Source organism: Pseudomonas violetae (assembly GCF_023072615.1).
Lineage (GTDB): Bacteria > Pseudomonadota > Gammaproteobacteria > Pseudomonadales > Pseudomonadaceae > Aquipseudomonas > Aquipseudomonas violetae.
This window is the reverse complement of record NZ_JAKNRW010000036.1, coordinates 15949-40653: the sequence shown is the minus strand read 5'-3', so window position 1 is coordinate 40653 and position 24705 is coordinate 15949. Positions and strand designations below refer to the sequence as shown.

Sequence of the window (24705 nt, the reverse complement as noted above, 5' to 3'; positions counted from 1 at the left end):
TTTTTAGCGTGGTCAAGAAAACCCGCCAAGTGCGGGCTTTCTTTTGCCTGTCATTTATTCTTTGGGCTGCAGTCAGAGCAAAATTGTTCTAAAAGTCGGACTAATCATCAACAGTAACGAACACACTAGTCCAACCACCCACACCAGACTGCGCTGCCAGGCCAGGTCTGCCCAATAGCACAACAAGTAGATTAGGCGGGCAATCACGAAGATAATCGCCAGCGAGTCGATCAGCCATCCCGCCGTTTGCGTGGTATGGGCCATCAATACACCCACGGCAAACAAAATGAAGGCCTCGATGCTGTTTTGATGCGCCGCCAATGCCCGTGCGCCAAACCCGGTGAGTTGCGCCTGTTGTTGACGTGGCAGGTGATTATTGTAGCCCCCCTGCTCTTTCATGGCCTTGGCCACCGGCATACGGGCCACGTATATCAATAGCGCACTGATAAACACGCACCAGAACGGAATACTCATCAAACAGTCTCCTTGTTCGCGTCAGGCAATGGTGCCTCTGTAGGTGTATAGACCATCACGTCAAGAACGTCGGAATGGAACTCGCGGCGATAGAGCACCAGCACCACGCCGGTGCTCATCAACATGAACAGCCACGGGCTGACAAACCAGGCCAGCATGGTCATGCCGAAGTAATAAGAACGCAGGCCGAAGTTGAACTGGTTGGCGGCCATCGAGATAACTCGCGCCGCTCGCGCGGCGAAGGCCTTGCGCTCCTGCTCGGAGACGTGGCGCTCTCCCACCATCGGTGCCGAGCCAATGAGGATGGCCGCGAAGTTGTACTGGCGCATGCACCAGCTGAAGGTGAAGAACGCGTAGACGAAGACCATCGCCAGGCACAGCAATTTGATCTCGGACATGCCCTGCGACGCCTGCTGAACCATGGGAATATCGGCCAACAGCGACACCGCCCGCTCCGACGCGCCGAGTACGGTCAGGATACCGGCGAGGATAATCAGGGTACTTGAGGCGAAGAACGACGCGTTGCGTTCCAGGTTGCCCACCACACTCGCATCCGCGATACGGTTGTCGCGCAGCAGCATGCGGCGCATCCAATCTTCTCGATACAGGTGCAGCACACTGGCCAGGCACGCGGTATCCCGGGCCTTCCACGTGGCATAACGGGTGTACCCGCCCCAGCAGATAACGAACCAGAGCGCGGCAAGAAGGTGGATCAGGTTGGCGTGGATGAACGACATGCAGGTCCTTGTGATGTAGTGGCAGGAACACCATACCCCTGTAGTAGCGGGCTTGCTCGCGAAGAACCTGAGAGCAACGCGTTTATCCAGAAAACACGTGCCATGGTTCGCGACCTTCGCGAGCAAGCTAGCTCTTACAATGGGTTTTGCAGTGTTTCGACGTTAGCGCAGAAGAAAAGGCACCGCATCACCCCATAAAAAAATGCCCCGTATCGATTGATACGGGGCATTTCCATGTGGGCTCCAGGCCCGCTTGTGACGGGCTGGAAAAGCAGTTTAAGCCAGCGCCTCTTCGCGCTTGCCCAGCAGGCGGTCACACACCACGGCGACCACCAGGGTCATCACCGACGGCACCAGCCACGCCAGGCCTTGCTCGCTCAACGGCAGGTGGCTCAGTTGGGTCGGCATCCAGTCTGCCAGACCCGCACCCTTGAGAGCGTCGATCAGGCCGAAGATGAACGACACCAGCATCACCGGACCGACAATACGACCCTGCTCCAACCAGAAGTCCTTGCAGAAGCTCAGTGCTACCAAGGCGATGCATGGCGGATAGATTGCGGTCAGGACCGGGATCGAGAACGCGATCAGGTTGGTGAGGCCCAGGTTGGACACCAGCAGCGAGAATGCCGCGAGGATGATCACCAACGTCTTATAGGACAGCGGCAGCACCCGGCTGAAATATTCTGCACAGGCGCAAGTCAGGCCAACCGCAGTCACCAGGCAGGCCAGCGAGATGAGCACCGCCAGGAAACCACTGCCCAACGAGCCGAAGGTGTGCTGGACATAGGCATGCAACACAGCCGCGCCGTTGGTTGCACCGGCCGCCACTTCATGGCTGCCCGAGCCCAGACGGAACAGGCTGATATACACCAGCGCCAGGCCCACACCGGCAATAAGCCCGGCGATGATCGCGTAGCGGGTGATCAAGGCAGGCGACTCGACACCGCGGGAACGAATGGCATTGACGATCACGATGCCGAACACCAGTGCGCCCAGGGTATCCATGGTCAGGTACCCATTGATAAAGCCCTGGGAGAACGGTGCCGCCACGTACTCGGGGGTGGCCACGCCGATATCACCAGCCGGCAGCGCGAACGCGGCAATGCCGAGGGCCGCCAGGGCGATGATCTTCAGCGGCGCGAGGAATCGTCCCACGGTGTCCAGCAGGCGTCCCGGATACAACGAGATGAAAAACACCAGCAGGAAGTACACCGAGCTATAGAGGAACAGCGCCAGCGGGCTTTCGCCGGTCAACGGTGCCAATCCTACTTCGAAGGACACGGTGGCCGTACGCGGCGTTGCGAACAGCGGACCAACGGCGAGGTAGCACGCGGCGGCAAGCAGGCCACCGGCAACTTTGCCGATTGGGCTGCTCAATGCATCCATTGCACCGCCGACCTTGGCCAGCGCGACCACAGTGATCACCGGCAGGCCAACTGCCGTGATCAGGAAACCCAACGCCGCCATCCAGACATGTGGCCCGGACTGCAAACCGACGATGGGCGGGAAGATGATGTTGCCAGCCCCGACAAACAGGGCAAACGTCATAAAACCAAGTGCCAGGATGTCCTGGCCTTTCAACACTTTCATTAAGGAAATACCACACTACTGAATCGGAATTTAGAGAGGGGTTTCCCTTGTGGGTGAGGGAAATGCTGTCGGTCCGTGTGGGACTGACCGGTTAAGCGCGTGGCTACCTTGTGGGCGGCGGACGCAAAATGGCGGCTAGACTAACGAATTCGCGCGAAAAGCGCACTGTTAGGGGGCGAACTATCCGATACACGACATTTCCATGTCGCGTTTTTGCATGTAAATGGTTGGCGACTGTAAGTCCGCCATCGCGGGCAAGGCCGCTCCCACAGTTTTTGTGCCGGACACTTAATTGTGGTTCGACCTAAAGCCTGTGGGGCTTGCCCGCGATAGCGTCCGCACGGTCGACACAAACTCCACAAACGACAAAGGCCACCCGAAGGTGGCCTTTGTCAGCAGAGCTACAAGCTAAGCGCGAGGCTTACTTGACTGCCCAACCGGTCAGCTCGGACAGAGCCTTGCCGATATCTGCCAGCGAACGCACGGTTTTCACGCCTGCGTCTTCCAGGGCAGCAAACTTTTCGTCTGCAGTGCCCTTGCCGCCAGAGATGATTGCGCCAGCATGGCCCATGCGCTTGCCCGCAGGGGCAGTCACACCAGCGATGTAGGAAACAACCGGCTTGGTTACGTGTGCCTTGATGTAGGCTGCCGCTTCTTCTTCAGCCGAACCGCCGATCTCACCGATCATCACGATCGCTTCGGTCTTCGGGTCTTCCTGGAACAGCTTCAGGATGTCGATGAAGTTCGAACCCGGGATCGGGTCACCACCGATGCCGACGCAAGTCGACTGACCGAAACCGGCGTCAGTAGTTTGCTTCACAGCTTCGTAGGTCAGGGTGCCGGAACGGGAAACGATACCGACCTTGCCCGGCAAGTGAATGTGACCTGGCATGATGCCGATCTTGCACTCGCCCGGGGTGATAACGCCTGGGCAGTTAGGGCCGATCAGGGTAACACCCAGCTCGTCGCACTTAACTTTAGCGTCCAGCATGTCCAGGGTAGGAATGCCTTCAGTAATGCAAACGATCAGCTTGATGCCGCCGAAAGCTGCTTCCAGGATCGAGTCCTTGCAGAAAGGAGCTGGAACGTAGATCACGCTGGCGGTGGCGCCAGTGGCAGCTACAGCGTCTTTCACGGTGTTGAACACTGGCAGACCCAGGTGCTCGGTGCCGCCTTTACCAGGAGTCACGCCGCCAACCATCTTGGTGCCGTACTCGATGGCTTGCTGGGTGTGGAAACTACCTTGCGAACCGGTAATACCCTGGCAGATAACTTTGGTGTCTTTATTGATCAGGACGCTCATTATTTGCCCTCCGCAGCTTTAACGACTTGTTGAGCAGCGTCGGTCAGGCTGGTAGCAGCGATGATGTTCAAACCGCTTTCTGCCAGTACTTTAGCGCCCAGTTCAGCGTTGTTGCCTTCAAGGCGAACAACAACCGGGATTTTCACGCCGACTTCTTTCACTGCACCGATGATGCCTTCGGCAATCATGTCGCAACGAACGATGCCGCCGAAGATGTTGACCAGTACTGCGGCGACGTTAGTGTCGGACAGGATGATCTTGAACGCTTCGGTAACGCGTTCCTTGGTAGCACCACCGCCCACGTCGAGGAAGTTGGCTGGTTTGCCGCCATGCAGGTTGACGATGTCCATGGTACCCATGGCCAGGCCAGCACCGTTGACCATGCAACCGATGTTGCCTTCCAGCGCTACGTAGTTCAGTTCGAACTTGGCAGCGTGCGCTTCGCGCGGATCGTCTTGCGACGGATCGTGGAAAGTCTTCAGCTTAGGCTGACGGTACATGGCGTTGGCGTCGATGTTGATCTTGGCGTCGAGGCAATGCAGATCGCCGTCAGCCTTGATCACCAGCGGGTTCACTTCCAGCAGGGCCAGATCGTGATCCTGGAACAGTTTGGCCAGACCAACGAAGATCTTGGCGAACTGGGCGACTTGCTTGCCTTCCAGACCCAGCTGGAAAGCCAGCTCACGACCCTGGAATGGCTGAGCGCCAACCAGTGGATCGATAGTGGCCTTGAGGATTTTCTCAGGAGTATCGTGAGCGATTTTCTCGATGTCCACGCCACCTTCGGTGGAAGCCATGAACACGATGCGGCGGCTCGAACGGTCAACAACAGCGCCCAGGTACAGCTCTTTGGCGATGTCAGTGCACGATTCAACCAGGATCTTGGTGACTGGCTGACCGTTGGCATCAGTCTGGTAGGTCACCAGACGCTTGCCCAACCACTGTTGGGCGAATGCTTTGGCGTCTTCTTTGCTGCGAACCAGCTTTACGCCGCCCGCTTTACCGCGACCACCTGCGTGAACCTGGGCTTTGACAACCCATTCGGTCCCGCCGATTTTGTCGCACGCTTCTGCTGCTGCTTCCGGGGTGTCTACGGCGAAACCCTGGGATACTGGCAGGCCGTACTCAGCGAACAGCTGCTTACCCTGATACTCGTGAAGATTCATGCTTATTACCGTCTTCGTTAGGTACTGCGCATTCGGTGCTGCACTTGTTCAGTGCCGCACCACCTGTGACTGCTGCTTGCGTAGGTGTTCCGGATAACCGGTGAGACTACGCAAGGCTGCGTCCGGCGGACATTCCGCGGTGAGTCTTGCACGCAAGGCTCACGACGGGCCTTCCGCCGTGGTTTCTTATTGTCTTGTCTTAACGCTTCTTGCGGTTGGCAATGTGGATGGCGCCGCCATTCACTGCCAGAGCTGCTTCGTGCAAGGCTTCGGACAGGGTCGGATGGGAGAAAACCATCATGCCCAGGTCTTCAGCGCTGGTGCCGAATTCCATACCGATCGCGCCTTGTTGAACCAGTTCTGCAGCGCTCGGGCCAATTACGTGGACGCCCAATACGCGGTCAGTCTTGGCATCGGCGATGACCTTGACGAAACCACCGGTATCGTTGGCTGCCATGGCACGGCCAGACGCTGCAAACGGGAAAGTGCCGACGTTAACTTCAACGCCTTCGGCTTTCAAGGTCTGCTCGGTTTTACCAACCCACGCGATTTCCGGGTGAGTATAAATAACAGACGGGATCAGGTCATAGTTGATTTGGGCTTTATGGCCCTTGATGCGCTCAACCACCATGATGCCTTCTTCGGACGCCTTGTGCGCCAGCATCATGCCGCGAACCACGTCACCGATTGCGTAAACGCCCGGCACGCTGGTAGCGCACTGGTCGTCAACGAAAACGAAGCCACGTTCGTCGATGTTCACACCGCTGTCAGTTGCCAGCAGCTCGGTGGTCACTGGACGGCGACCAACGGCAACGATCAGCTTGTCGAAGGTGATGTTCTGTTCGCCATTGGCATCGGTGTAGTTCACCACGACTTCGTCGCCGTTCACTTTCGAACCGGTGACGCGAGCGCCCAGCTTGATGTCCAGACCTTGTTTGGTCAGGGTCTTGAAGGCTTCCTTGGAAACGGCTTCGTCAGCGGCTGGCAGGAACTTCTCCAGCGCTTCCAGAACAACCACTTCAGAGCCCAGGCGCGACCATACCGAACCCAGTTCCAGACCGATCACGCCAGCGCCGATGACGCCCAGACGCTTGGGTACGGCTTGGAATTCCAGCGCGCCAGTCGAATCGACGATCACGTTCTGGTCAACCGGAGCCGGTGGAATGTCGATAGGACGCGAGCCGGATGCCAGGATCACGTTCTCGGCTTCGATGATTTCCACGGTGCCGTCTGGCTTGGTCAGCTCGACTTTCTTGCCGGCCAGCAGTTTGCCGTGGCCTTGCAGGGAAGTAACGCCGTTGGCCTTGAACAGGGTGGCAACGCCAGAGGTCAGGCCTTTGACGATGTTGGCTTTACGGCCAACCATTGCGGCCACATCCATGGTCACGCCAGCGTGATTGATACCGTGGATCGCGAAGCCTTCTTTGGCTTCCTTGTATTTCCAGGAGCTGTCCAGCAGCGCCTTGGACGGAATGCAGCCGACGTTCAGGCAAGTACCGCCCAGAGCCAGCTTGCCTTCCTTGTCGGTGTATTTCTCGATGCAGGCAGTCGAAAGGCCCAGCTGCGCTGCCTTGATGGCAGCCACGTAGCCGCCAGGGCCCGCACCGATCACTACTACGTCAAATTTCTGCGACATTCAAAAAATCCTCTTTTGGCAACAAGCTTGAAGCCACAAGCCTCAAGCCAGACTGCAATTTTTTGCAGCGCGCGGCTTAAGACCTGTGGCTGCTTCTATCAGATATCCAGCAGCAAACGAGCCGGGTCTTCCAGCAGGTTCTTGATGGTAACCAGGAAGGTCACAGCTTCTTTGCCATCGATCAGGCGGTGATCGTAGGACAGAGCCAGGTACATCATCGGACGGATAACGACCTGACCGTTGATCGCCATAGGACGCTGCAGAATGTTGTGCATGCCCAGGATGGCCGCTTGCGGCGGGTTGACGATCGGGGTCGACATCATCGAACCGAAGGTACCACCGTTGGTGATGGTGAAGGTGCCGCCGGTCATTTCGTCCATGGACAGTTTGCCGTCACGCGCCTTCTTGCCGAAGGTGGCGATGCCGCCTTCGATTTCAGCCAAGCTCATCAGTTCGGCGTTACGCAGAACCGGAACAACCAGGCCGCGGTCGCTGGAAACAGCGACACCAACGTCGGCGTAGCCGTGGTAAACGATGTCGGCACCATCGATCGACGCGTTGACGGCCGGGAAGCGCTTCAGCGCTTCAGTGGCAGCCTTGACGAAGAACGACATGAAGCCCAGGCGTACACCATTGTGGCTCTTCTCGAACAGATCCTTGTACTTCGAACGCAGGGCCATGACTTCAGTCATGTCGACTTCGTTGAAAGTGGTCAGCATCGCCATGTTCGATTGCGCTTCAACCAGGCGTTTGGCCACGGTAGCGCGAACGCGGGTCATCGGTACACGCTTCTCGATGCGGTCACCAGCGGCGAATACTGGAGCAGCGGCAGCTGGAGCAGCGGCCTTGGCAGGCGCGGCAGCCGGAGCGGATTTCTTGGCGGCAACAGCAGCCACCACGTCTTCCTTGGTCACACGCCCGCCTTTACCGGTGCCGGTAACGGAAGCGATGTTGATGCCGTTCTCTTCAGCCAGCTTGCGAGCGGCCGGTGCAGCAACCGGATCGTCTTCACCTTCGGCAGCAGGAGCAGCAGCTTGTGCAGCGGCCGGAGCAGCAGCGGCAGCCGCTGGAGCGGCAGCAGCGCCGCCCGCTTCGATCGAGCCCAGGACTTCGTCGGACAGAACGGTTTCGCCTTCGTTCTTGACGATTGCGCCCAGTACGCCGTCGGCAGTCGCCAACACTTCCAGCACAACCTTGTCGGTTTCGATGTCGACGATCAGGTCATCACGCTTTACAGCGTCGCCCGGTTGTTTGTGCCAGGTGGCAACGGTGCCATCGGCAACCGATTCCGGGAAAGTGGGGGCTTTGATTTCGATAGCCATTATCTGTGGGTCCTTAAATTCGGTTTCAGGTGCGCGAAGGCGTTAAACAGTAAAGGCGTCTTGCAGCAGTTTTTCCTGCTGCTCGGCGTGCATCGATGCATAACCACAAGCAGGTGCAGCGGAAGCATCACGACCGGCGTACTCGAGTACGAGTGCCTTGTTGTGATTACCAACGATGCGGCGCATGTGATGCTGGCTGCAGTACCAGGCACCCTGGTTCATCGGCTCTTCCTGACACCAAACGATATGTTTGAGGTTGGTGTACGGAGCCAGGACTTCGTTCAAGTCGTCCTCAGGGAATGGGTACAGCTGCTCGATGCGCACGACGGCGATGTCGTCACGACCTTCGGCACGGCGTTTTTCCAGCAGGTCGTAGTAGACCTTGCCGCTACACAGAACAACGCGCTCGACCTTGGACGGGTCCAGTGCATCGATTTCCGGGATAACGGTCTGGAACGAACCTTCGGCCAGATCTTCCAGGGTCGAGATGGCCAGTTTGTGCCGCAGCAACGACTTTGGAGTCAGCACGATCAACGGCTTACGCAGAGGACGGATCACCTGACGACGCAACAAGTGGTAGATCTGTGCCGGCGTGGTCGGTACCGCTACCTGGATGTTGTGCTCGGCGCACAGCTGCAGGTAACGCTCCAGACGAGCCGAGGAGTGCTCCGGACCCTGACCTTCATAACCGTGCGGCAGCAACATGGTCAGACCGCAGAGACGGCCCCACTTGTGCTCGCCACTGGTGATGAACTGGTCGATAACCACTTGGGCACCGTTGGCGAAGTCGCCGAACTGGGCTTCCCAGATCACCAGCGCCTCAGGCGTGGTGGTCGAGTAACCGTATTCAAACGCCAACACGGCTTCTTCGGACAGGAACGAATCGTACAGGTCGAAACGAGGCTGGCCCTTGTACAGGTTCTGCAGCGGGACGTAGGTACCCGCGTCTTTCTGGTTGTGCAGCACAGCGTGACGGTGCGAGAACGTACCGCGACCGATGTCCTGGCCCGTCATGCGAATCGGGTGACCTTCGAACGCCAGGGTAGCGTACGCCATGGTTTCGGCGTAACCCCAGTTGATCGGCAGGCCGCCGGCTTGCATTTTCTGACGGTCTTCGTAGATCTTCGAAACCTGGCGCTGAACCACGAAACCTTCCGGAATTTCCAGCAGCTTGGCGGACAGTTCCTGCAAGGTCTTGAGGTCGAAGCGAGTGTCGTGACGCGCGGTCCAGGCGTGGCCCAGATACGGACGCCAGTCCACGAACAATTCTTTGTTCGGCTCTTTGACCAGGCTTTTAACAACATGCAGGCCGTTGTCCAGCGCATTGCGGTATTCATCGACTTTCGCCTGAACACGCTCTGCGTCGAGCACACCGCCCTGGGTCAGGCGATCAGCGTACAGCTCACGGGTGGTGCGCTGCTTGGTGATCTGCTGATACATGATCGGCTGGGTGCCGCTAGGCTCGTCGGCCTCGTTGTGGCCGCGACGACGGTAGCAGACCAGGTCGATCACTACGTCACGCTTGAACTGCATGCGGTAGTCGATCGCCAGCTGGGTCACGAACAACACGGCTTCCGGATCATCGCCATTCACATGGAGGATCGGCGCCTGGATCATTTTCGCAACGTCGGTGGCGTACTCGGTGGAGCGCGAGTCCAGCGGGTTGCTGATGGTGAAACCAACCTGGTTGTTGATCACGATGTGCACGGTACCGCCGGTCTTGAAACCGCGGGTCTGCGACATCTGGAAGGTTTCCATCACCACGCCCTGACCGGCGAACGCCGCGTCACCGTGGATGGAGATCGGCAGAACCTTCTCGCCGGTAGGGTCGTTACGACGATCCTGGCGGGCGCGCACCGAACCCTCGACCACTGGAGATACGATTTCCAGGTGGGACGGGTTGAATGCCATGGCCAGGTGAACTTCACCGCCGGTGGTCATGACGTTGGACGAGAAGCCCTGGTGATATTTAACGTCACCGGAGCCCAGTTCGACCTTCTTCTTGCCTTCGAACTCGTCGAACAGCTCGCGCGGGTTCTTACCGAAGGTGTTGACCAGCACGTTCAGGCGACCACGGTGGGCCATGCCGATCACGATTTCCTTGGTGCCGTAGGAACCGGAACGCTGGATCAGTTCGTCGAGCATCGGAATCAGGCTCTCGCCGCCTTCCAGGCCAAAACGCTTGGTACCCGGGTATTTGGTACCCAGGTATTTTTCCAGGCCTTCGCCGGCGGTGACGCGCTCGAGCAGGTGGCTCTTGATGTCGGCGGAATAGGTCGGACGGCCGCGTACGCTTTCCAGACGCTGCTGGAACCACTGGCGCTGCTCGGAATCGGTGATGTGCGTGAATTCAGCGCCGATGGTGCGGCAATATGTCTGCTGCAACGCCTCGTGAATTTCGCGTAGGCTCGCCTCCTCTTTGCCGATGAACAGGTCGCCGGCACGGAAGGTCGTATCAAGATCGGCATTGGTCAAGCCGTAATGATTGATCGACAGGTCTGCAGGTGCAGGACGCTGCCACAGCCCCAGCGGGTCAAGCTGGGCTGCCTGGTGGCCACGCATACGGTAGGCCTGGATCAATCGCAGCACTTCAACTTGCTTCTTCTCGTGCTCACTGCTCACGCTGCCGGCGGAAACCGGTTGGGCGCGGCGCTGGTTCTTTGCCAGCAAGACGAAATGATCGCGAATCGTGGAGTGCGAAACATCGGTAGCAGTGTTGCCATCAGCAGGCAACTTCTGGAAGTAGGTGCGCCACTCTTCTGGCACAGCGTTAGGGTCGTGCAGGTAGAGCTCATAGAGCTCTTCCACATAGGCAGCGTTACTACCGGATAGGTAGGCGCTGTTCCACATGCGCTGCATCACGCTTTCTTGCATGCTTGGTCACCCTCGGTTAGGGGAACACCACCGGCGTCGACACCGAGCACGCTTGCAGAAGTCCGAATGCAGCGACTAAAACAAGCCACCTAGGATCACGCTGATAGTCCGGGTACCAGCCCGGATGCCCCTGCTTGTCTCATTTCTTCAAAATAAGAGCTGCAGCTTTTTGAGCTGCTGCCCAGGTTAAAACTACGGCGCCGGTTGAAGCCTGCGCCGTAGCATCTACGGGTACAGCGGTACTACAGCTGAATCAAACGCCGCTTTGCAGCAGCATGTTACGGATGTGACCGATGGCCTTAGTCGGGTTCAGGCCTTTCGGGCATACGTTGACGCAGTTCATGATCCCGCGGCAGCGGAATACGCTGAACGGGTCATCCAGCGAAGCCAGACGCTCGGACGTCTTGGTGTCACGGCTGTCTGCCAGGAAGCGGTACGCTTGCAGCAGGGCAGCTGGACCCAGGAACTTGTCCGGGTTCCACCAGAAGGACGGGCAAGAGGTCGAGCAGCAGGCGCACAGGATGCACTCGTACAGACCGTCGAGCTTTTCACGTTCTTCAGGGGACTGCAGGCGCTCGATGGCCGGAGCCGGCGTGTCGTTCTGCAGGTAAGGCTTCACCTTCTCGTATTGCTTGTAGAAGATGCTCATATCGACGACCAAGTCACGGATAACCGGCAAACCTGGCAGCGGACGAACAACCAACTTGTTACCTTTTACTACGGCGGACAACGGCGTGACGCACGCCAGACCGTTTTTGCCGTTGATGTTCATGCCGTCGGAACCGCAAACACCTTCACGGCAAGAGCGACGATAGGAGAAACCCTCGTCCTGCTCTTTGATCAGGGCCAGCACGTCCAGCACCATCAGGTCTTTACCACCGGTATCGACCTGGAATTCCTGCATGAACGGCGCGGCGTCCTGATCAGGGTTGTAACGATAAACGCTGACTTTCAACATGGCAGCCACCCTTAATAAGTCCGAATCTTGGGTTCAAAAGTCGGAACAGTTTTCGGCGAGAAGTTCACGGCACGCTTGGTTACGCGCTTGTCACCCGGGAAGTACAGGGTGTGGCACAGCCAGTTTTCGTCGTCGCGATCTTCGAAGTCTTCACGGGCGTGAGCACCGCGCGACTCTTTACGCACTTCAGCAGCGATGGCAGTGGCTTCGGCCACTTCCAGCAGGTTCTGCAACTCCAACGCTTCGATGCGCGCGGTGTTGAACGCCTGCGACTTGTCGTTGATCTTGACGTTGGCGATGCGCGCGCGCAGGTCAGCCAGCTGGGCAATACCCTTCTGCATGTATTCGCCAGTACGGAATACACCGAAGTAGTTCTGCATGCAGCTTTGCAGCTCGCGACGCAGGGTTGCCACGTCTTCGCCGTCGGTACGCTCGTTCAGGGCGGACAGACGCGACAGGGCCGCTTCGATATCGGCGTCGGTGGCGTCATCGTATTCGATGCCGTCAGTCAGCGCTTTCTCCAGATGCAGGCCAGCAGCACGACCGAATACCACCAGGTCGAGCAACGAGTTGCCGCCCAGACGGTTGGCGCCGTGAACCGATACGCAAGCCACCTCGCCTACAGCGAACAGGCCGTGAATGATCTCGTCCACGCCTTCGGCGTTCTGGGTGATCGCCTGGCCATGAATGTTGGTCGGAACACCGCCCATCATATAGTGGCAAGTCGGAACAACCGGAACCGGAGCAACAACCGGGTCAACGTGTGCGAAAGTCTTCGACAGTTCGCAGATACCTGGCAGACGGCTGTGCAGCACTTCCTCGCCCAAGTGGTCGAGTTTGAGCATCACGTGGTCGCCATTTGGACCGCAACCGTTACCGGCGATGATTTCTTTAACCATCGAACGGGCAACCACGTCACGACCAGCAAGGTCTTTCGCGTTCGGAGCATAACGCTCCATGAAACGCTCGCCGTGCTTGTTGATGAGGTATCCACCTTCACCACGGCAACCTTCGGTAACCAGCACACCGGCGCCGGCGATGCCGGTTGGGTGGAACTGCCACATTTCGATGTCTTGTACCGGAACGCCAGCACGCAGGGCCATGCCGACGCCGTCACCGGTGTTGATCAGGGCATTGGTGGTCGAAGCGTAGATACGACCGGCACCACCGGTCGCCAGGACGGTAGCCTTGGCGCGGATGTAGCTGGTTTCACCGGTTTCGATGCAGATAGCGATCACGCCGACGAATTCGCCTTGAGCGTTTTTCACCAGGTCAACCGCGTAGTACTCGTTCAGGAACGTGGTGCCAGCTTTCAGGTTGCCCTGATAAAGCGTGTGCAGCAGCGCGTGACCGGTACGGTCGGAAGCGGCGCAGGTACGGGCAGCCTGCCCGCCTTTACCGTAATCCTTCGACTGACCGCCGAACGGACGCTGGTAGATTCGGCCTTGCTCGGTACGGGAGAACGGCAGACCCATGTGGTCCAGCTCGAACACCGCTGCCGGGCCTTCCTGACACATGTATTCGATAGCGTCCTGGTCTCCGATATAGTCGGAACCCTTGACGGTATCGTACATGTGCCAGCGCCAGTCATCGTTTGGATCAGCAGAGGCAATGGCGCAAGTGATGCCACCCTGGGCCGAAACGGTGTGCGAACGGGTCGGGAACACCTTGGTGATCACGGCAGTCTTGTGACCGCCCTGAGCCAGCTGCAGCGCGGCGCGCATGCCGGCACCGCCACCACCAATAATGATGGCGTCGAATGAAATCGTTGGAATGTTAGCCATGGATCAGATACCCCAGAGAATCTGCACACCCCAGACGAAGTAAGCGAACATCGCAACGCCGCATACTGCCTGGAAAAGGAAACGTACTGCAGTCGCGGACTTGCCCAACGCCATCGGCGTCAGGTAGTCGGTCGCGATGGTCCACATACCGACCCAGGCGTGAGCGCCCAGGGCAACGAGGGCCAGCAGACTGAAGATACGCATCCCGTTGTGGGCGAACAGGCCATGCCACTGGTCGTAGCCAATGCCCGGGTTCGCTGCGAGGTACCCGATCAGGAAAATGAAATAAGCCGCGAGAACGACCGCAGACACACGCTGCGCCATCCAGTCATAGAGGCCCGAACGCGAAAGGTTCGTAACGCTGGTTACCATATCCAAACTCCTGCCAGAACGATCAACACCACGGAAATGGCGATGATAATTTTCGAGCCCAGGCGGCCGCCTTCCAGCGTCTCACCGATGCCCATATCCATGATCAAATGGCGCACACCGGCTACCAGGTGATAAAGCAGAGCGGACAGGAGGCCCCATGCTACGAACTTGGCCAGCGGGCTGGTCAAGGTTGCCTTCACCTCGGCAAAACCTTCCTCGGAACCCAGGGATTTGCCCAATGCATAAAGCATGAAGCCAAGGCCCAGGAAGAGGATGATGCCGGAAACACGGTGAAGAAACGACGTAACGCCGGTGATGGGGAGTTTGATGGTCCTTAGGTCTAGGTTTACAGGTCGTTGGCTTTTCACGGCTTTTTTTCACACTGAAGAGCCCCTAACAATCAGGGCAAAGTTGTTGGGGAGTGCACTGGTCAGGTAACCACCACCCAGGGATGCGACCCCCAATAAAGCAGGCCCAAAAGCCCCTGGCGGTCGGTGGCCGAGTATAGACAGTTAGGCTACTAATGACAACGCGTACACCTTCCCCTAATAGCGCATTGCACAAGTTGGGTAAAAGGCGTAAACGGCGGGCAATTTCGAGGAAAAAGTCCGGCTAAAGCCTTCTGGAGCAAGACTTTAGGCAAATTGACATTCGAATTTATCTCACTATAGTGGTGCGGGCCCTGCGTGGGGGGTCTGTCTGATGATTTCAAGCATAAATAGGAGGCCACATGGCTGACAAAAAAGCGCAGTTGATCATCGAGGGCGCAGCCCCCGTCGAGCTGCCCATTTTAACCGGCACCGTTGGTCCCGATGTTATCGACGTTCGGGGCCTGACGGCCACGGGCCGTTTCACCTTTGACCCAGGTTTCATGTCGACCGCTTCGTGCGAGTCGAAGATCACCTATATCGACGGTGACAACGGCATTCTGTTGCACCGCGGTTACCCGATCGAACAGCTGGCTGAAAAATCGGACTACCTGGAAACCTGTTATCTGCTGCTCAACGGCGAACTGCCGACCGCAGAACAGAAAGCCCAGTTCGTCAGCACCGTGAAGAACCACACCATGGTTCACGAGCAGCTGAAAACCTTCTTCAACGGTTTCCGTCGCGACGCCCACCCGATGGCCGTCATGTGCGGTGTAGTCGGCGCCCTCTCGGCCTTCTACCACGACTCCCTGGACATCAATAACCCGCAGCATCGCGAAATTTCCGCGATCCGCCTGGTTGCCAAGATGCCAACCCTGGCAGCGATGGTTTACAAGTACTCCATGGGGCAACCCATGATGTACCCGCGCAACGACCTGACGTACGCGGAAAACTTCCTGCACATGATGTTCAACACCCCGTGCGAGATCAAACCGATCAGCCCGGTACTCGCCAAGGCCATGGACCGGATCTTCATCCTCCATGCCGACCACGAGCAGAACGCATCGACCTCCACCGTACGCCTGGCTGGCTCATCGGGTGCCAACCCGTTCGCCTGTATCGCCGCCGGCATCGCTGCACTGTGGGGCCCTGCCCACGGCGGCGCGAACGAGGCTGTCCTGACCATGCTGGATGAAATTGGCGATGTGTCGAACATCGACAAGTTCATTGCCAAGGCCAAAGACAAAAATGATCCGTTCAAACTGATGGGCTTCGGTCACCGGGTTTACAAGAACCGCGACCCACGTGCCACAGTGATGAAACAGACCTGCGACGAAGTATTGAAAGAGCTGGGCATCAACAACGATCCGCAACTCGAACTGGCCATGCGCCTGGAAGAGATCGCCCTGACCGACCCTTACTTCATTGAACGCTCGCTGTACCCGAACGTCGACTTCTACTCGGGGATCATCCTCAAGGCGATCGGCATTCCAACCAGCATGTTCACCGTGATCTTCGCTCTGGCGCGGACCGTCGGCTGGATCTCCCACTGGAAAGAAATGCTCTCCAGCCCGTACAAGATTGGCCGTCCTCGCCAGTTGTACACCGGCTACGAGTCGCGTGACATCACCAAGCTGGAAGACCGTAAATAAGACCTGTCTTGCGATAATGTCTTGAGCTGTACCGAAAACGGCCTCTATTTATATAGAGGCCGTTTTGATTTGTGCGCGACGCAAAGCCTTCAAACGGTGAACTTCCTTAACGAGACGCGGGCCTGCGATAGATAGCAGGCCCGCCTAACGCGCGCTTAAAGCGCCAAAAAAGCCTACACCAGGTCGGCGCCGTTACGCTTGGCCTTTCGAATGTCGCGGTACAAGCTGACGCATAAGGTAATCATCACCAGCGCCGCGATGGCCGGCCAGATCAACACGTAAAGGGTCAATGCGAAGTTGGACATGAAGGAACTCCTTTGTCTTCAGTGACGGAATCGGTGTTGTAGTGGAAGGCCACGACCCGCTCGTTGATGCATTCAAAATCAAAATCTTCGTTGGACAACAAACTCACAAATACGCAGACCACCGTACTGACGCCGTAGGCGGTCAGCGAGCTAAGCAGTACCGGGTAATCGCGCAAAAAGCCGAACGCAAACGGGGCCAGAACCAAAAACGCAAGCCCGCCCAAGGTGAACCCTACTTTGCGCCCAAAGAAACCAAAGGCCATCAACCCAATCACTACGCCGCCTCCGATAGAGGCAAATAACTCGAAGAACAGTGCGACCACCCCTTGTAATTCCAGGACCTCAAAGCGCGCAGCCAAAAACATCAAGAAGCCCGCAATAGCTGCACTGGTGAAGCCAGCATTGGTAATCCGCCCCCAATACAGGCTGGCAATGACCGGGAACACGATGGCGCCCCATAACGCGCCCACAAAAATGAGCATGGTCAGGATATCCAGCTTGAGGCTGGCGAACACCACGGCGAGCATGGTCGCAACGACCATGGTCAAGCGTCCGACAAACAGCATGGTTTTGGGGTCAGGCTTGCCATTGGCCAGGTTTTTTCCATAAACATCGGTCATTACCAGCGCGGACAGGGCCGACAAGTCCGAATCGGCGGTCGACGACAGCGAACCAATCACCATGATAAAAAATAGCCCAACTGCAAACGGCGGCAGATAAGTCGAGGCCATTTGAGGGATCAGGTTGTTTAAGTCGCCGTCCACCGGTTGTACACCGGCCAGCAATGCCAGAAAACCCAGCATGCCCAAGCCAATCACAATCGAAGCATAACCAATGGTGGCCGTAATAAACGTCGACTTCATCAAGTCTTCACGCACCGCAAACAGCCGCTGGGCAATCGTTTGATTACCGATAGCGTAGGCCAGGACCGCAACGAAATAGGGAGCGCCCTGTTCCAAAATGGCCGTTTTTGAATAGAAGCTGGCTTGCTCCGCAGTTATGTTTGGCATGCCTTGAGCGAAGAGTTCAGGGCCGCCCAACTGAAAGAAGATAATCGGAATGATCACCACAGCAGCAAAGATCATTGCGATTAGCTGGCCAAAATCGGTCATTACTGAAGAGCGAAAGCCTGACCAGATGGTGTAACCGAGAATTCCGCAACCGGCGATCAATACCCCCTGAATAAAACTCAGCGGAGAGAGCACGGCCACCAACGCGCCGGCAGCCGTAAAATTGACCATCAAACTGATCATGCTCCCCACTATGTTCGAGCCCGCCAGAATCATCTGACTGGAACGCCCGTGGCGGGCGTGCATGATCTCTGCAAGCGTGTGAGCCTTGGGCGCCAATGCTCGAAAGCGCCGGCCAAAGGGGTAGATAAATAAAATCATCAACGCTCCCCAGAAGCCGTAATGCAGCGCACCGGAGAGACCAAACTTATAGCCTGAACTGGCTGACGCATAGAATGAGGCGGCCCAGATCCAGGTGGCGGTCATGCTGGCAGCCGCCATGCCAAAGCCAATTGAGTTATTGGAAACCATGTAACCGTCGACGTTTTCGTTCTTGCGACCCACGCGTAAGGACACCAAAAAGGTCAGGCCATAGAAACAGAACAGAAGCAGCAAAACGGTGGGGGTGGAAAGTTGGAACATTCCTTTCTCCTTTTTTATGCGCCAAAGTCACCGCAGATGGGACGAGAGTCCGAAATCGGCAGGCGCGTAACAACCCGGAGTCCTGACAGACAGGCAGCATCGGACAGAGGCCCGAGAGGTTGTCAATGTGAAGGCTGGCAAGAGACGGTGCGCAAAGAGCGCTCCAGGTCTAAAGGTAAAGCGTGCGCCAGCACGTTGAACCCAGTGCTTGCAGCAAAAGCCGGTAATAACCGGAAGATGAGTCCTGCATCAGAAACCGATAGCCCTGATACGGACAGCCAAAGACTATACAGACTTGGGGCGAAATGTGTTTGTTTGGAACCACCCCTGGCGCGTAAAGCGCGCTACGGGGTATTCGGCAATCAAAAAATGCCCCAGTCTATCGACCAGGGCATTTGTGTGTTAGCGCAGCTTAATCATGACTTGTTGAACACTCAGTGCGAAACAGCGCCACTCGCCCCCAACCCAGTTTGCGATCGAACAAATTGCGGGAAGAACAACGCTCGCTCATTGACCCCTGCCGCGGACTTGTCCGTGATAGAGAAGAACCAGATCCCGACAAAAGCGATCGCCATGGAGAACAGCGCCGGATACTCATACGGGAAGATCGCCTTCTCGTGATGCAGTATCTGCACCCAGATGGTCGGCCCAAGCACCATCAAGCCCACTGCACTGATCAGGCCCAGCCAGCCGCCGATCATCGCACCCCGCGTAGTCAGCTTCTTCCAGTACATGGAGAGCAGTAGTACCGGGAAGTTACAGCTCGCAGCGATGGAGAATGCCAGGCCCACCATGAACGCGATGTTCTGGCTTTCGAACAGGATACCCAGGCCAATCGCCAGCACCGCCAGGGCGATAGTGGTGATTTTCGACACGCGGATCTCGTCCTTCTCGTTCGCCTTGCCTTTCTTGATCACGCTGGCGTACAGGTCGTGCGATACCGCCGAAGCACCGGCCAGGGTCAGGCCCGCCACAACAGCCAGGATGGTTGCGAAAGCCACCGCCGAGATGAAGCCCAGGAAGATACTGCCGCCCACTGCGTTGGCCAAGTGCACCGCCGCCATGTTGTTACCGCCCAGCAGCGCGCCAGCAGCATCCTTGAAGGCCGGGTTGGTGCTGACCAGCAGGATCGCGCCGAAGCCGATGATAAAGGTCAGGATGTAGAAGTAGCCAATGAAGCCGGTTGCGTACAACACGCTCTTGCGAGCTTCTTTCGCGTCACTCACGGTGAAGAAGCGCATCAGGATGTGCGGCAGGCCAGCAGTACCGAACATCAGCGCAAGTCCCAGGGAGAATGCGGAGACCGGATCCTTCACCAGACCGCCGGGGCTCATGATTGCTTCACCTTTAGGGTGGACCTTGATCGCCTCGGAGAACAGCGCGTTGAAGTCGAAGTTGACGTGCTTCATCACCATCAGTGCCATGAACGTGGCACCGGACAGCAACAGTACCGCCTTGATGATCTGCACCCAAGTGGTCGCCAGCATGCCGCCGAACAGCACGTACATGCACATCAGGATACCCACCAGGATCACCGCAACGTGGTAGTCCAGACCGAACAGCAGCTGGATCAGCTTGCCGGCACCGACCATTTGCGCGATCAGGTAGAACGCCACCACCACCAGCGAACCGCAGGCGGACAGGGAGCGAATCTGGGTCTGCCCGAGGCGATAGGACGCCACGTCGGCAAAGGTGTACTTGCCCAGGTTACGCAGGCGCTCGGCGATCAGGAACAGAATGATCGGCCAGCCCACCAGGAAGCCGATCGAATAGATCAGGCCGTCGTAGCCGGAGGTGAACACCAGGGCGGAAATACCCAGGAAGGACGCCGCGGACATGTAGTCACCGGCAATCGCCAGACCGTTCTGGAAACCGGTAATCTTGCCGCCGGCCGCATAGTAGTCAGCCGCCGAGTTGTTTTTCTTCGAGGCCCAGTAGGTGATGCACAGGGTCGCACCAACGAAGACCACGAACATCAGAATCGCGGCAACGTTGAGCGGTTGCTTCTGAACTTCACCCGTAAGGGCTTCTGCGGCCCAAACGCCAGGAGCGAAGGCTGCGATGCTCAATAGAGCCAGTAGACGCCGGATCATTGCTGAGCCTCCTTGAGAATCGCATTGTTCAGGTCGTCGAACTCGCCATTGGCGCGTCGAACATAGATGGCGGTCAGGATGAAGGCAGAGAGGATCAGCCCAACACCGATCGGAATACCCCAAGTGATGGATGACTCAGGACTGATTTTCGCGCCCAATATATGCGGCCCGTAGGCGATCAGAAGAATGAATCCGGAGTAAAGCCCAAGCATGATCGCTGAAAGAATCCAGGCGAACTTTTCTCTCTTGCTAACCAGCTCCTTGAAGCGCGGGCTGTTTTGAATCGAGAGGTAAATGCTGTCGTTCATTGTTTTTATCCTCGCAGCACAGATTATTGTTTGAACGTTATCCACTCTATGCGGCTGCGGGCCAGGTTCCAGACGACCTTAGTATTAGAACGACATGACACATGCGCCAATGTCGAGCACACAAAAAACTGTGGGAGCTGGCCTGCCTGCGAAAGCGTCGGGTCAGTCAACTAATCAGCCAACTGACGGATCGCTTTCGCGGGCAAGCCCGCTCCCACAGGGTTCACAGTGCGTATTTGTTATTTAGTCCAGTCAGCAACGCGCTCCGGGTGCTTGGCAACCCAATCCTTTGCCGCCGCTTCCGGCTTGGCGCCATCCTGGATGGCCAGCATCACTTCACCGATTTCGTCTTTCGACGCCCACTGGAAATTCTTCAGGAACTTGACCACTTCCGGAGCCTTGGTCGCCAGCTCTTTGCTGCCGATGCTGTTCACGGTTTCAGCCGCACCGTAAACGCCTTTCGGGTCGTCGAGGAAGCGCAGTTTCCACTTGGCGAACATCCAGTGCGGCACCCAGCCGGTGACGGCGATGGATTCTTTCTTTTTCTCGGCACGGGTCAGCTCGGCAATCATGCCGGCGCCGGAACTGGCCTTAAGGGTGTAATTGCTCAGGTCGTAATCCTTGATTGCCTGGTCGGTCTTGAGCATCACGCCTGAACCGGCATCGATGCCAACGATACGACCCTTGAAGCTGTCGTCGGTTTTCAGGTCTTCAATCGACTTGGCCTTGACGTACTCCGGCACGATCAAGCCAATCTTGGCGTCCTTGAAGTTCGGACCGTAGTCGACAACCTCGTCCTTGTTCTTGGTCCAGTAGTCGCCGTGGGTCACCGGCAGCCAGGCGGAGAGCATGGCATCGAGCTTGCCGGTGGCAACGCCCTGCCACATGATCCCGGTCGCAACCGCTTGCAACTTCACGTCATAACCGAGTTTCTGCTTAATTACTTCGGCTGCCACATGAGTGGTCGCGACGCTGTCGGACCAACCGTCGACATAACCGATGCTCAGGGTCTTGCTCTCGGCATTGGCCATCGTGGAGCCAATTGCCAGTACCAGAGCGGCACCCGCGCCTAAAAGTCGTCGCATCTTCATCGTTACTTCCCCGAAAAGTGCTGCGCTCGACGGATGCCGAGTCGCGTCAACGTATTGTTTTGGTGCTCCGCGCCCCCATCACGCTTCACCGCAAGCTCGCTCGATCATCAGCTCGATTTTTCCATGAGAGCACTGACGCCTCGATAATCAACCTGACGCCGTGGGCGACCTGCTCTGCCAGCGACCTCAAGCCATCGAGAAACGACATCAGAACGCCATTAATGTTGGTCACTCACCTTCAACCGGCCAATCCGCCCGAACATTGCATGTCAAAACCACGCGAGCCACCAAGCTCGCGGCAAATGCAGGTAACATGCCCAGCTTTGCTCCCAGACGGCCCGACCATGTCCGCGACCTCGCGCTTTCCTTTTTTTGCTTATGTGTTCGCCTGCCTGCTGGGGCTTTTTGCGCTGGGTGGTTTCTGGTACGGCTTGGGCAAACCGGTGATTCTGCCGGACGTCGCCAGCGCCACGCACAAGCTGCAGTGCGCTTCCTACACTCCGTTCGACAAGGACCAGTCGCCGTTCGACGTGCCCTTCAAATTGCGCCCCGAACGCATGGACGCCGACCTTGCATTGCTCGCCACGCGCTTTGAATGCATCCGCACCTACTCGATGACCGGCCTCGAAGCCCTGCCCGACCTGGCGCGCAAGCACGGCCTGAAGTTGATGATTGGCGCCTGGGTCAACAGCAACCCGGTGGACACAGCCAAGGAAGTCGACCTGCTGATCGCCTCGGCCAATGCCAATGCCGACGTGGTGACTTCGGTGATCGTCGGCAACGAAGTGCTGTTGCGCAAGGAAATCACCGGCCCTCAACTGGCCGTGCTGATCAACAAGGTCAAGAGCCAGGTCAAGCAACCCGTGACCTACGCTGACGTCTGGGAATTCTGGCTCAAGCACCCGGAAATCGCCCCGGCGGTGGATTTCCTGACCATCCATTTGCTGCCGTACTGGGAAGATGATCCCTCGAACATCGATGCCGCACTGCAGCATGTGGCCGAAGTGCGCCAGGTGTTCGGCAACAAGTTTGCCCCCAAGGACGTGATGATTGGCGAAACTGGCTGGCCGAGCGAAGGCCGCCAGCGCGAGACCGCCCTGCCCAGCCGGGTCAATGAAGCCAAGTTCATCCGCGGTTTTGTCGCCATGGCCGAACAGCAGGGCTGGCACTACAACCTGATCGAAGCTTTCGACCAGCCTTGGAAGCGCGCCAGTGAAGGCGCAGTGGGCGGCTACTGGGGGCTGTTCGATGCAGACCGTGAGGACAAGGGCGTGCTGGCAGGCCCCGTATCGAACGTGCCGTACTGGACGCAATGGCTGGTGGTCGGCAGCTTGATTTTCCTCGGCACGCTGTTCCTTGGCGGTCGCGTGCGCAGCACTCGCTCGGCGCTGGTACTGCCACTGTTGGGCGCACTGGCCGCTTGTTCGATTGGCGCCTGGGGCGACCTGGCGCACGTCACCACCCGTTTTGCCAGCGAATGGCTATGGGTCGCGCTACTGACGGCGTTAAATCTGTTGGTGCTGGCCCATGCCGCACTGACCCTGAGCGCTCGCACCGGCTGGCGTGAACGGGCATTCAAGGTGCTGGAGCGTCGGGCCGGATGGCTGGTTGCCGGGGCAGGCTTCGCTGCTGCAGTAATGATGCTGGAACTGGTATTCGATGCGCGTTATCGCAGCTTCCCAAGCATGACGTTTATCCTGCCGGCGCTCATCTACCTGTGCCGCCCGGTGAGCGTGCCGCGCCGGGAAATCGCTTTGCTGACTTTCATTATCGGCGCAGGCATTGCGCCGCAGTTGTTTGTGGAAGGGTTGCAAAACCAGCAGGCCTGGGGCTGGGCGCTGGTGAGCGGGTTGATGGTGGTGGCGTTGTGGCGGTGTTTGAGGGTTCGTAAAAGCTGATCACAGACAAATTTTTACCTGTAAGAGTGATCGATTCTCCATAAACACCTGACTCGATCACTTCCCCCTGATCATGTGTATTAGCTTGTCTGTAGCCATCAATTCCCCGGGGTACTTTAAAACATGCTCCATAGCCACAGTCATCAATTTCTGGTCAGCTTGCTGGAAATCGGACTGGTACTTCTCTAAATCTTTGTACTTAATATCGTCAGGAAATTGATTACGCTCAGCAAATCTTTGTTGTTTTGCTGCTCTCACCTCTTGTCCACCGAGCTTTTTCGCCGCCTGCCTGTACTCTGCACCCGCTTGATACAGGTTCAATTCGTCGACTCTTACCATTGCCTCTGTAACTTTCATTCGGTGAGATTTTGGGGTTAGGTTCAACAAACTCTCTCGGCCAGACTCACCCAGAGTTGGCGCTTTGGAAAACTTGGTCACCACGGCTTTCTTCACTGCACTGAGTTGTTTGCGGACGGTCTGCCCGATAGTGACTAATTGATCGATCCCACGAGCGAACATTCCGAACTCTCCCCTCGGGTCCACCATATTTACGGGATCCCCCAGACAATACGCATACCCATTCACCCCACCCCTACCAAACGGACTCAAGCGGTCGGAACTGTTAAATCGCATCAACACCGGATTGAACGCGCGGTAACCCTGACCCAGCAAGTAATGCCCGGTCAACGGGTCCCTGCGCTCGCCATTGAAACCCAGCAGGCTCAGCAAGCCACTTTCGGGAGAGCGATGACCGTAGGGCGAATAAACGGGGTTTTGATGATTGCCAACGGCAATGGAGTGCAAAACCGAACGCTGCAGATCTGTTGCCAACAAAGCGCAGTCCACACTCCCCGACTGATGCTGCTGTGCCAATAGTTGTTCTTCGTGTTCAAACACCGAGTACCGCGCCGGCCCCTGAATTTCAGTGGCCAGCCGATTTTTTCGGTAATAGCGCTGCAGGGATTCCTGGTTCAGCGGGGCACAACCCACCACCCGATCCAATGGGTCGTAGCTGTAGAGGCAAAGCAATGTTTCTCTCTGACCTGTCATCACACCACTCCGCATCAAATCCCCAAGGCAATGCGGTTAGCTTCGGAGTTATCGGGATGACTGTCTACTATC

The 24705-nt window shown here is 57.4% G+C and carries 20 protein-coding genes; 2 read left to right on the top strand and 18 right to left on the bottom strand.

The features are described from left to right. Positions 1-72: 72 nt before the first annotated feature. The 12 genes from L9059_RS25850 to sdhC form a co-directional block, all read right to left on the bottom strand. Entirely contained in the window at positions 73-474 is a 402-nt protein-coding gene (locus L9059_RS25850; protein WP_247293692.1) for an MAPEG family protein, read from the bottom strand. Then, positions 474-1211 carry a DUF599 domain-containing protein gene (locus L9059_RS25845; RefSeq protein ID WP_247293691.1) on the bottom strand — a complete coding sequence of 246 codons (738 nt, stop codon included), beginning with the start codon at positions 1209-1211 and terminating at the stop codon, positions 474-476. The genes L9059_RS25850 and L9059_RS25845 overlap by 1 nt, the downstream gene beginning before the upstream one ends. Before the next feature lie 276 nt (positions 1212-1487). Continuing rightward, complete coding sequence (gene brnQ / locus L9059_RS25840; RefSeq protein ID WP_247293690.1) at positions 1488-2801, bottom strand: branched-chain amino acid transport system II carrier protein; 1314 nt, start codon at positions 2799-2801, stop codon at positions 1488-1490. A gap of 421 nt (positions 2802-3222) precedes the next feature. After that, complete coding sequence (sucD, locus tag L9059_RS25835) at positions 3223-4104, bottom strand: succinate--CoA ligase subunit alpha (RefSeq protein WP_010166265.1); 882 nt, start codon at positions 4102-4104, stop codon at positions 3223-3225. Further along, positions 4104-5270, bottom strand: a complete 1167-nt coding sequence (gene sucC / locus L9059_RS25830; RefSeq protein ID WP_045057762.1) for an ADP-forming succinate--CoA ligase subunit beta — start codon at positions 5268-5270, stop codon at positions 4104-4106. The genes sucD and sucC overlap by 1 nt, the downstream gene beginning before the upstream one ends. Positions 5271-5469: 199 nt before the next feature. Continuing rightward, positions 5470-6906, bottom strand: coding sequence for a dihydrolipoyl dehydrogenase (gene lpdA, locus L9059_RS25825; RefSeq protein WP_247293689.1), 1437 nt, complete (start codon positions 6904-6906; stop codon positions 5470-5472). 98 nt (positions 6907-7004) lie between these two features. After that, positions 7005-8228, bottom strand: coding sequence for a 2-oxoglutarate dehydrogenase complex dihydrolipoyllysine-residue succinyltransferase (gene odhB, locus L9059_RS25820; protein WP_247293688.1), 1224 nt, complete (start codon positions 8226-8228; stop codon positions 7005-7007). A gap of 42 nt (positions 8229-8270) precedes the next feature. Next, positions 8271-11102, bottom strand: a complete 2832-nt coding sequence (locus L9059_RS25815; RefSeq protein ID WP_247293686.1) for a 2-oxoglutarate dehydrogenase E1 component — start codon at positions 11100-11102, stop codon at positions 8271-8273. A 253-nt stretch (positions 11103-11355) separates the two neighbouring features. Next, the gene (locus L9059_RS25810; RefSeq protein WP_045057758.1) at positions 11356-12060 is read right to left on the bottom strand and encodes a succinate dehydrogenase iron-sulfur subunit; all 705 of its coding nucleotides are present in this window, start codon (positions 12058-12060) and stop codon (positions 11356-11358) included. A gap of 11 nt (positions 12061-12071) precedes the next feature. Continuing rightward, entirely contained in the window at positions 12072-13844 is a 1773-nt protein-coding gene (gene sdhA / locus L9059_RS25805) for a succinate dehydrogenase flavoprotein subunit (protein ID WP_247293685.1), read from the bottom strand. Positions 13845-13847: 3 nt separating this feature from the next. Continuing rightward, positions 13848-14216 carry a succinate dehydrogenase, hydrophobic membrane anchor protein gene (gene sdhD, locus L9059_RS25800; RefSeq protein WP_007977503.1) on the bottom strand — a complete coding sequence of 123 codons (369 nt, stop codon included), beginning with the start codon at positions 14214-14216 and terminating at the stop codon, positions 13848-13850. Beyond that, positions 14210-14584: a succinate dehydrogenase, cytochrome b556 subunit gene (gene sdhC / locus L9059_RS25795; protein ID WP_247293684.1), complete on the bottom strand. Its 375-nt coding sequence runs from the start codon at positions 14582-14584 to the stop codon at positions 14210-14212. Before sdhC ends, sdhD begins: the two co-directional genes overlap by 7 nt. A 362-nt stretch (positions 14585-14946) precedes the next feature. On the opposite strand from sdhC, the gene gltA reads away from it, so the two are divergent. Then, positions 14947-16236: a citrate synthase gene (gene gltA / locus L9059_RS25790; protein ID WP_003222994.1), complete on the top strand. Its 1290-nt coding sequence runs from the start codon at positions 14947-14949 to the stop codon at positions 16234-16236. 173 nt (positions 16237-16409) lie between these two features. On the opposite strand, the gene L9059_RS25785 is transcribed toward gltA, so the two are convergent. The 5 genes from L9059_RS25785 to L9059_RS25765 form a co-directional block, all read right to left on the bottom strand. After that, positions 16410-16541, bottom strand: coding sequence for a putative transporter small subunit (locus L9059_RS25785; protein WP_247293683.1), 132 nt, complete (start codon positions 16539-16541; stop codon positions 16410-16412). After that, positions 16523-18193: a sodium:solute symporter family protein gene (locus tag L9059_RS25780; protein ID WP_247293682.1), complete on the bottom strand. Its 1671-nt coding sequence runs from the start codon at positions 18191-18193 to the stop codon at positions 16523-16525. Before L9059_RS25780 ends, L9059_RS25785 begins: the two co-directional genes overlap by 19 nt. Before the next feature lie 434 nt (positions 18194-18627). After that, positions 18628-20286: a cation acetate symporter gene (locus tag L9059_RS25775; protein ID WP_247293681.1), complete on the bottom strand. Its 1659-nt coding sequence runs from the start codon at positions 20284-20286 to the stop codon at positions 18628-18630. Continuing rightward, on the bottom strand, positions 20283-20594 hold the full coding sequence (locus tag L9059_RS25770) for a DUF485 domain-containing protein (RefSeq protein WP_008148580.1): 312 nt from the start codon (positions 20592-20594) through the stop codon (positions 20283-20285). The genes L9059_RS25775 and L9059_RS25770 overlap by 4 nt, the downstream gene beginning before the upstream one ends. Positions 20595-20833: 239 nt before the next feature. Further along, positions 20834-21685: a glycine betaine ABC transporter substrate-binding protein gene (locus L9059_RS25765; protein WP_247293680.1), complete on the bottom strand. Its 852-nt coding sequence runs from the start codon at positions 21683-21685 to the stop codon at positions 20834-20836. A 302-nt stretch (positions 21686-21987) separates the two neighbouring features. Here L9059_RS25765 and L9059_RS25760 point away from each other — a divergent pair, with 302 nt between their 5' ends. Then, positions 21988-23583, top strand: a complete 1596-nt coding sequence (locus tag L9059_RS25760) for a glycoside hydrolase family 17 protein (protein ID WP_247293679.1) — start codon at positions 21988-21990, stop codon at positions 23581-23583. Positions 23584-23640: 57 nt separating this feature from the next. On the opposite strand, the gene L9059_RS25755 is transcribed toward L9059_RS25760, so the two are convergent. Next, entirely contained in the window at positions 23641-24633 is a 993-nt protein-coding gene (locus L9059_RS25755; protein ID WP_247293678.1) for an RHS repeat-associated core domain-containing protein, read from the bottom strand. Positions 24634-24705 lie beyond the last annotated feature (72 nt).

Coding starts and splice junctions, on each gene's coding strand:
- L9059_RS25810 (WP_045057758.1), bottom strand. CDS start 12,060: ATGTTGAAAGTCAGCGTTTATCGTTACAACCCTGATCAGGACGCCGCG.
- L9059_RS25815 (WP_247293686.1), bottom strand. CDS start 11,102: ATGCAAGAAAGCGTGATGCAGCGCATGTGGAACAGCGCCTACCTATCC.
- sucC (WP_045057762.1), bottom strand. CDS start 5,270: ATGAATCTTCACGAGTATCAGGGTAAGCAGCTGTTCGCTGAGTACGGC.
- gltA (WP_003222994.1), top strand. CDS start 14,947: ATGGCTGACAAAAAAGCGCAGTTGATCATCGAGGGCGCAGCCCCCGTC.
- L9059_RS25770 (WP_008148580.1), bottom strand. CDS start 20,594: ATGAACGACAGCATTTACCTCTCGATTCAAAACAGCCCGCGCTTCAAG.
- sucD (WP_010166265.1), bottom strand. CDS start 4,104: ATGAGCGTCCTGATCAATAAAGACACCAAAGTTATCTGCCAGGGTATT.
- L9059_RS25760 (WP_247293679.1), top strand. CDS start 21,988: ATGCAGGTAACATGCCCAGCTTTGCTCCCAGACGGCCCGACCATGTCC.
- L9059_RS25850 (WP_247293692.1), bottom strand. CDS start 474: ATGAGTATTCCGTTCTGGTGCGTGTTTATCAGTGCGCTATTGATATAC.
- L9059_RS25775 (WP_247293681.1), bottom strand. CDS start 20,286: ATGATCCGGCGTCTACTGGCTCTATTGAGCATCGCAGCCTTCGCTCCT.
- odhB (WP_247293688.1), bottom strand. CDS start 8,228: ATGGCTATCGAAATCAAAGCCCCCACTTTCCCGGAATCGGTTGCCGAT.
- brnQ (WP_247293690.1), bottom strand. CDS start 2,801: ATGAAAGTGTTGAAAGGCCAGGACATCCTGGCACTTGGTTTTATGACG.
- sdhA (WP_247293685.1), bottom strand. CDS start 13,844: ATGGCTAACATTCCAACGATTTCATTCGACGCCATCATTATTGGTGGT.
- L9059_RS25845 (WP_247293691.1), bottom strand. CDS start 1,211: ATGTCGTTCATCCACGCCAACCTGATCCACCTTCTTGCCGCGCTCTGG.
- L9059_RS25765 (WP_247293680.1), bottom strand. CDS start 21,685: ATGAAGATGCGACGACTTTTAGGCGCGGGTGCCGCTCTGGTACTGGCA.
- L9059_RS25785 (WP_247293683.1), bottom strand. CDS start 16,541: ATGTCCAACTTCGCATTGACCCTTTACGTGTTGATCTGGCCGGCCATC.
- lpdA (WP_247293689.1), bottom strand. CDS start 6,906: ATGTCGCAGAAATTTGACGTAGTAGTGATCGGTGCGGGCCCTGGCGGC.
- L9059_RS25780 (WP_247293682.1), bottom strand. CDS start 18,193: ATGTTCCAACTTTCCACCCCCACCGTTTTGCTGCTTCTGTTCTGTTTC.
- L9059_RS25755 (WP_247293678.1), bottom strand. CDS start 24,633: ATGACAGGTCAGAGAGAAACATTGCTTTGCCTCTACAGCTACGACCCA.
- sdhD (WP_007977503.1), bottom strand. CDS start 14,216: ATGGTAACCAGCGTTACGAACCTTTCGCGTTCGGGCCTCTATGACTGG.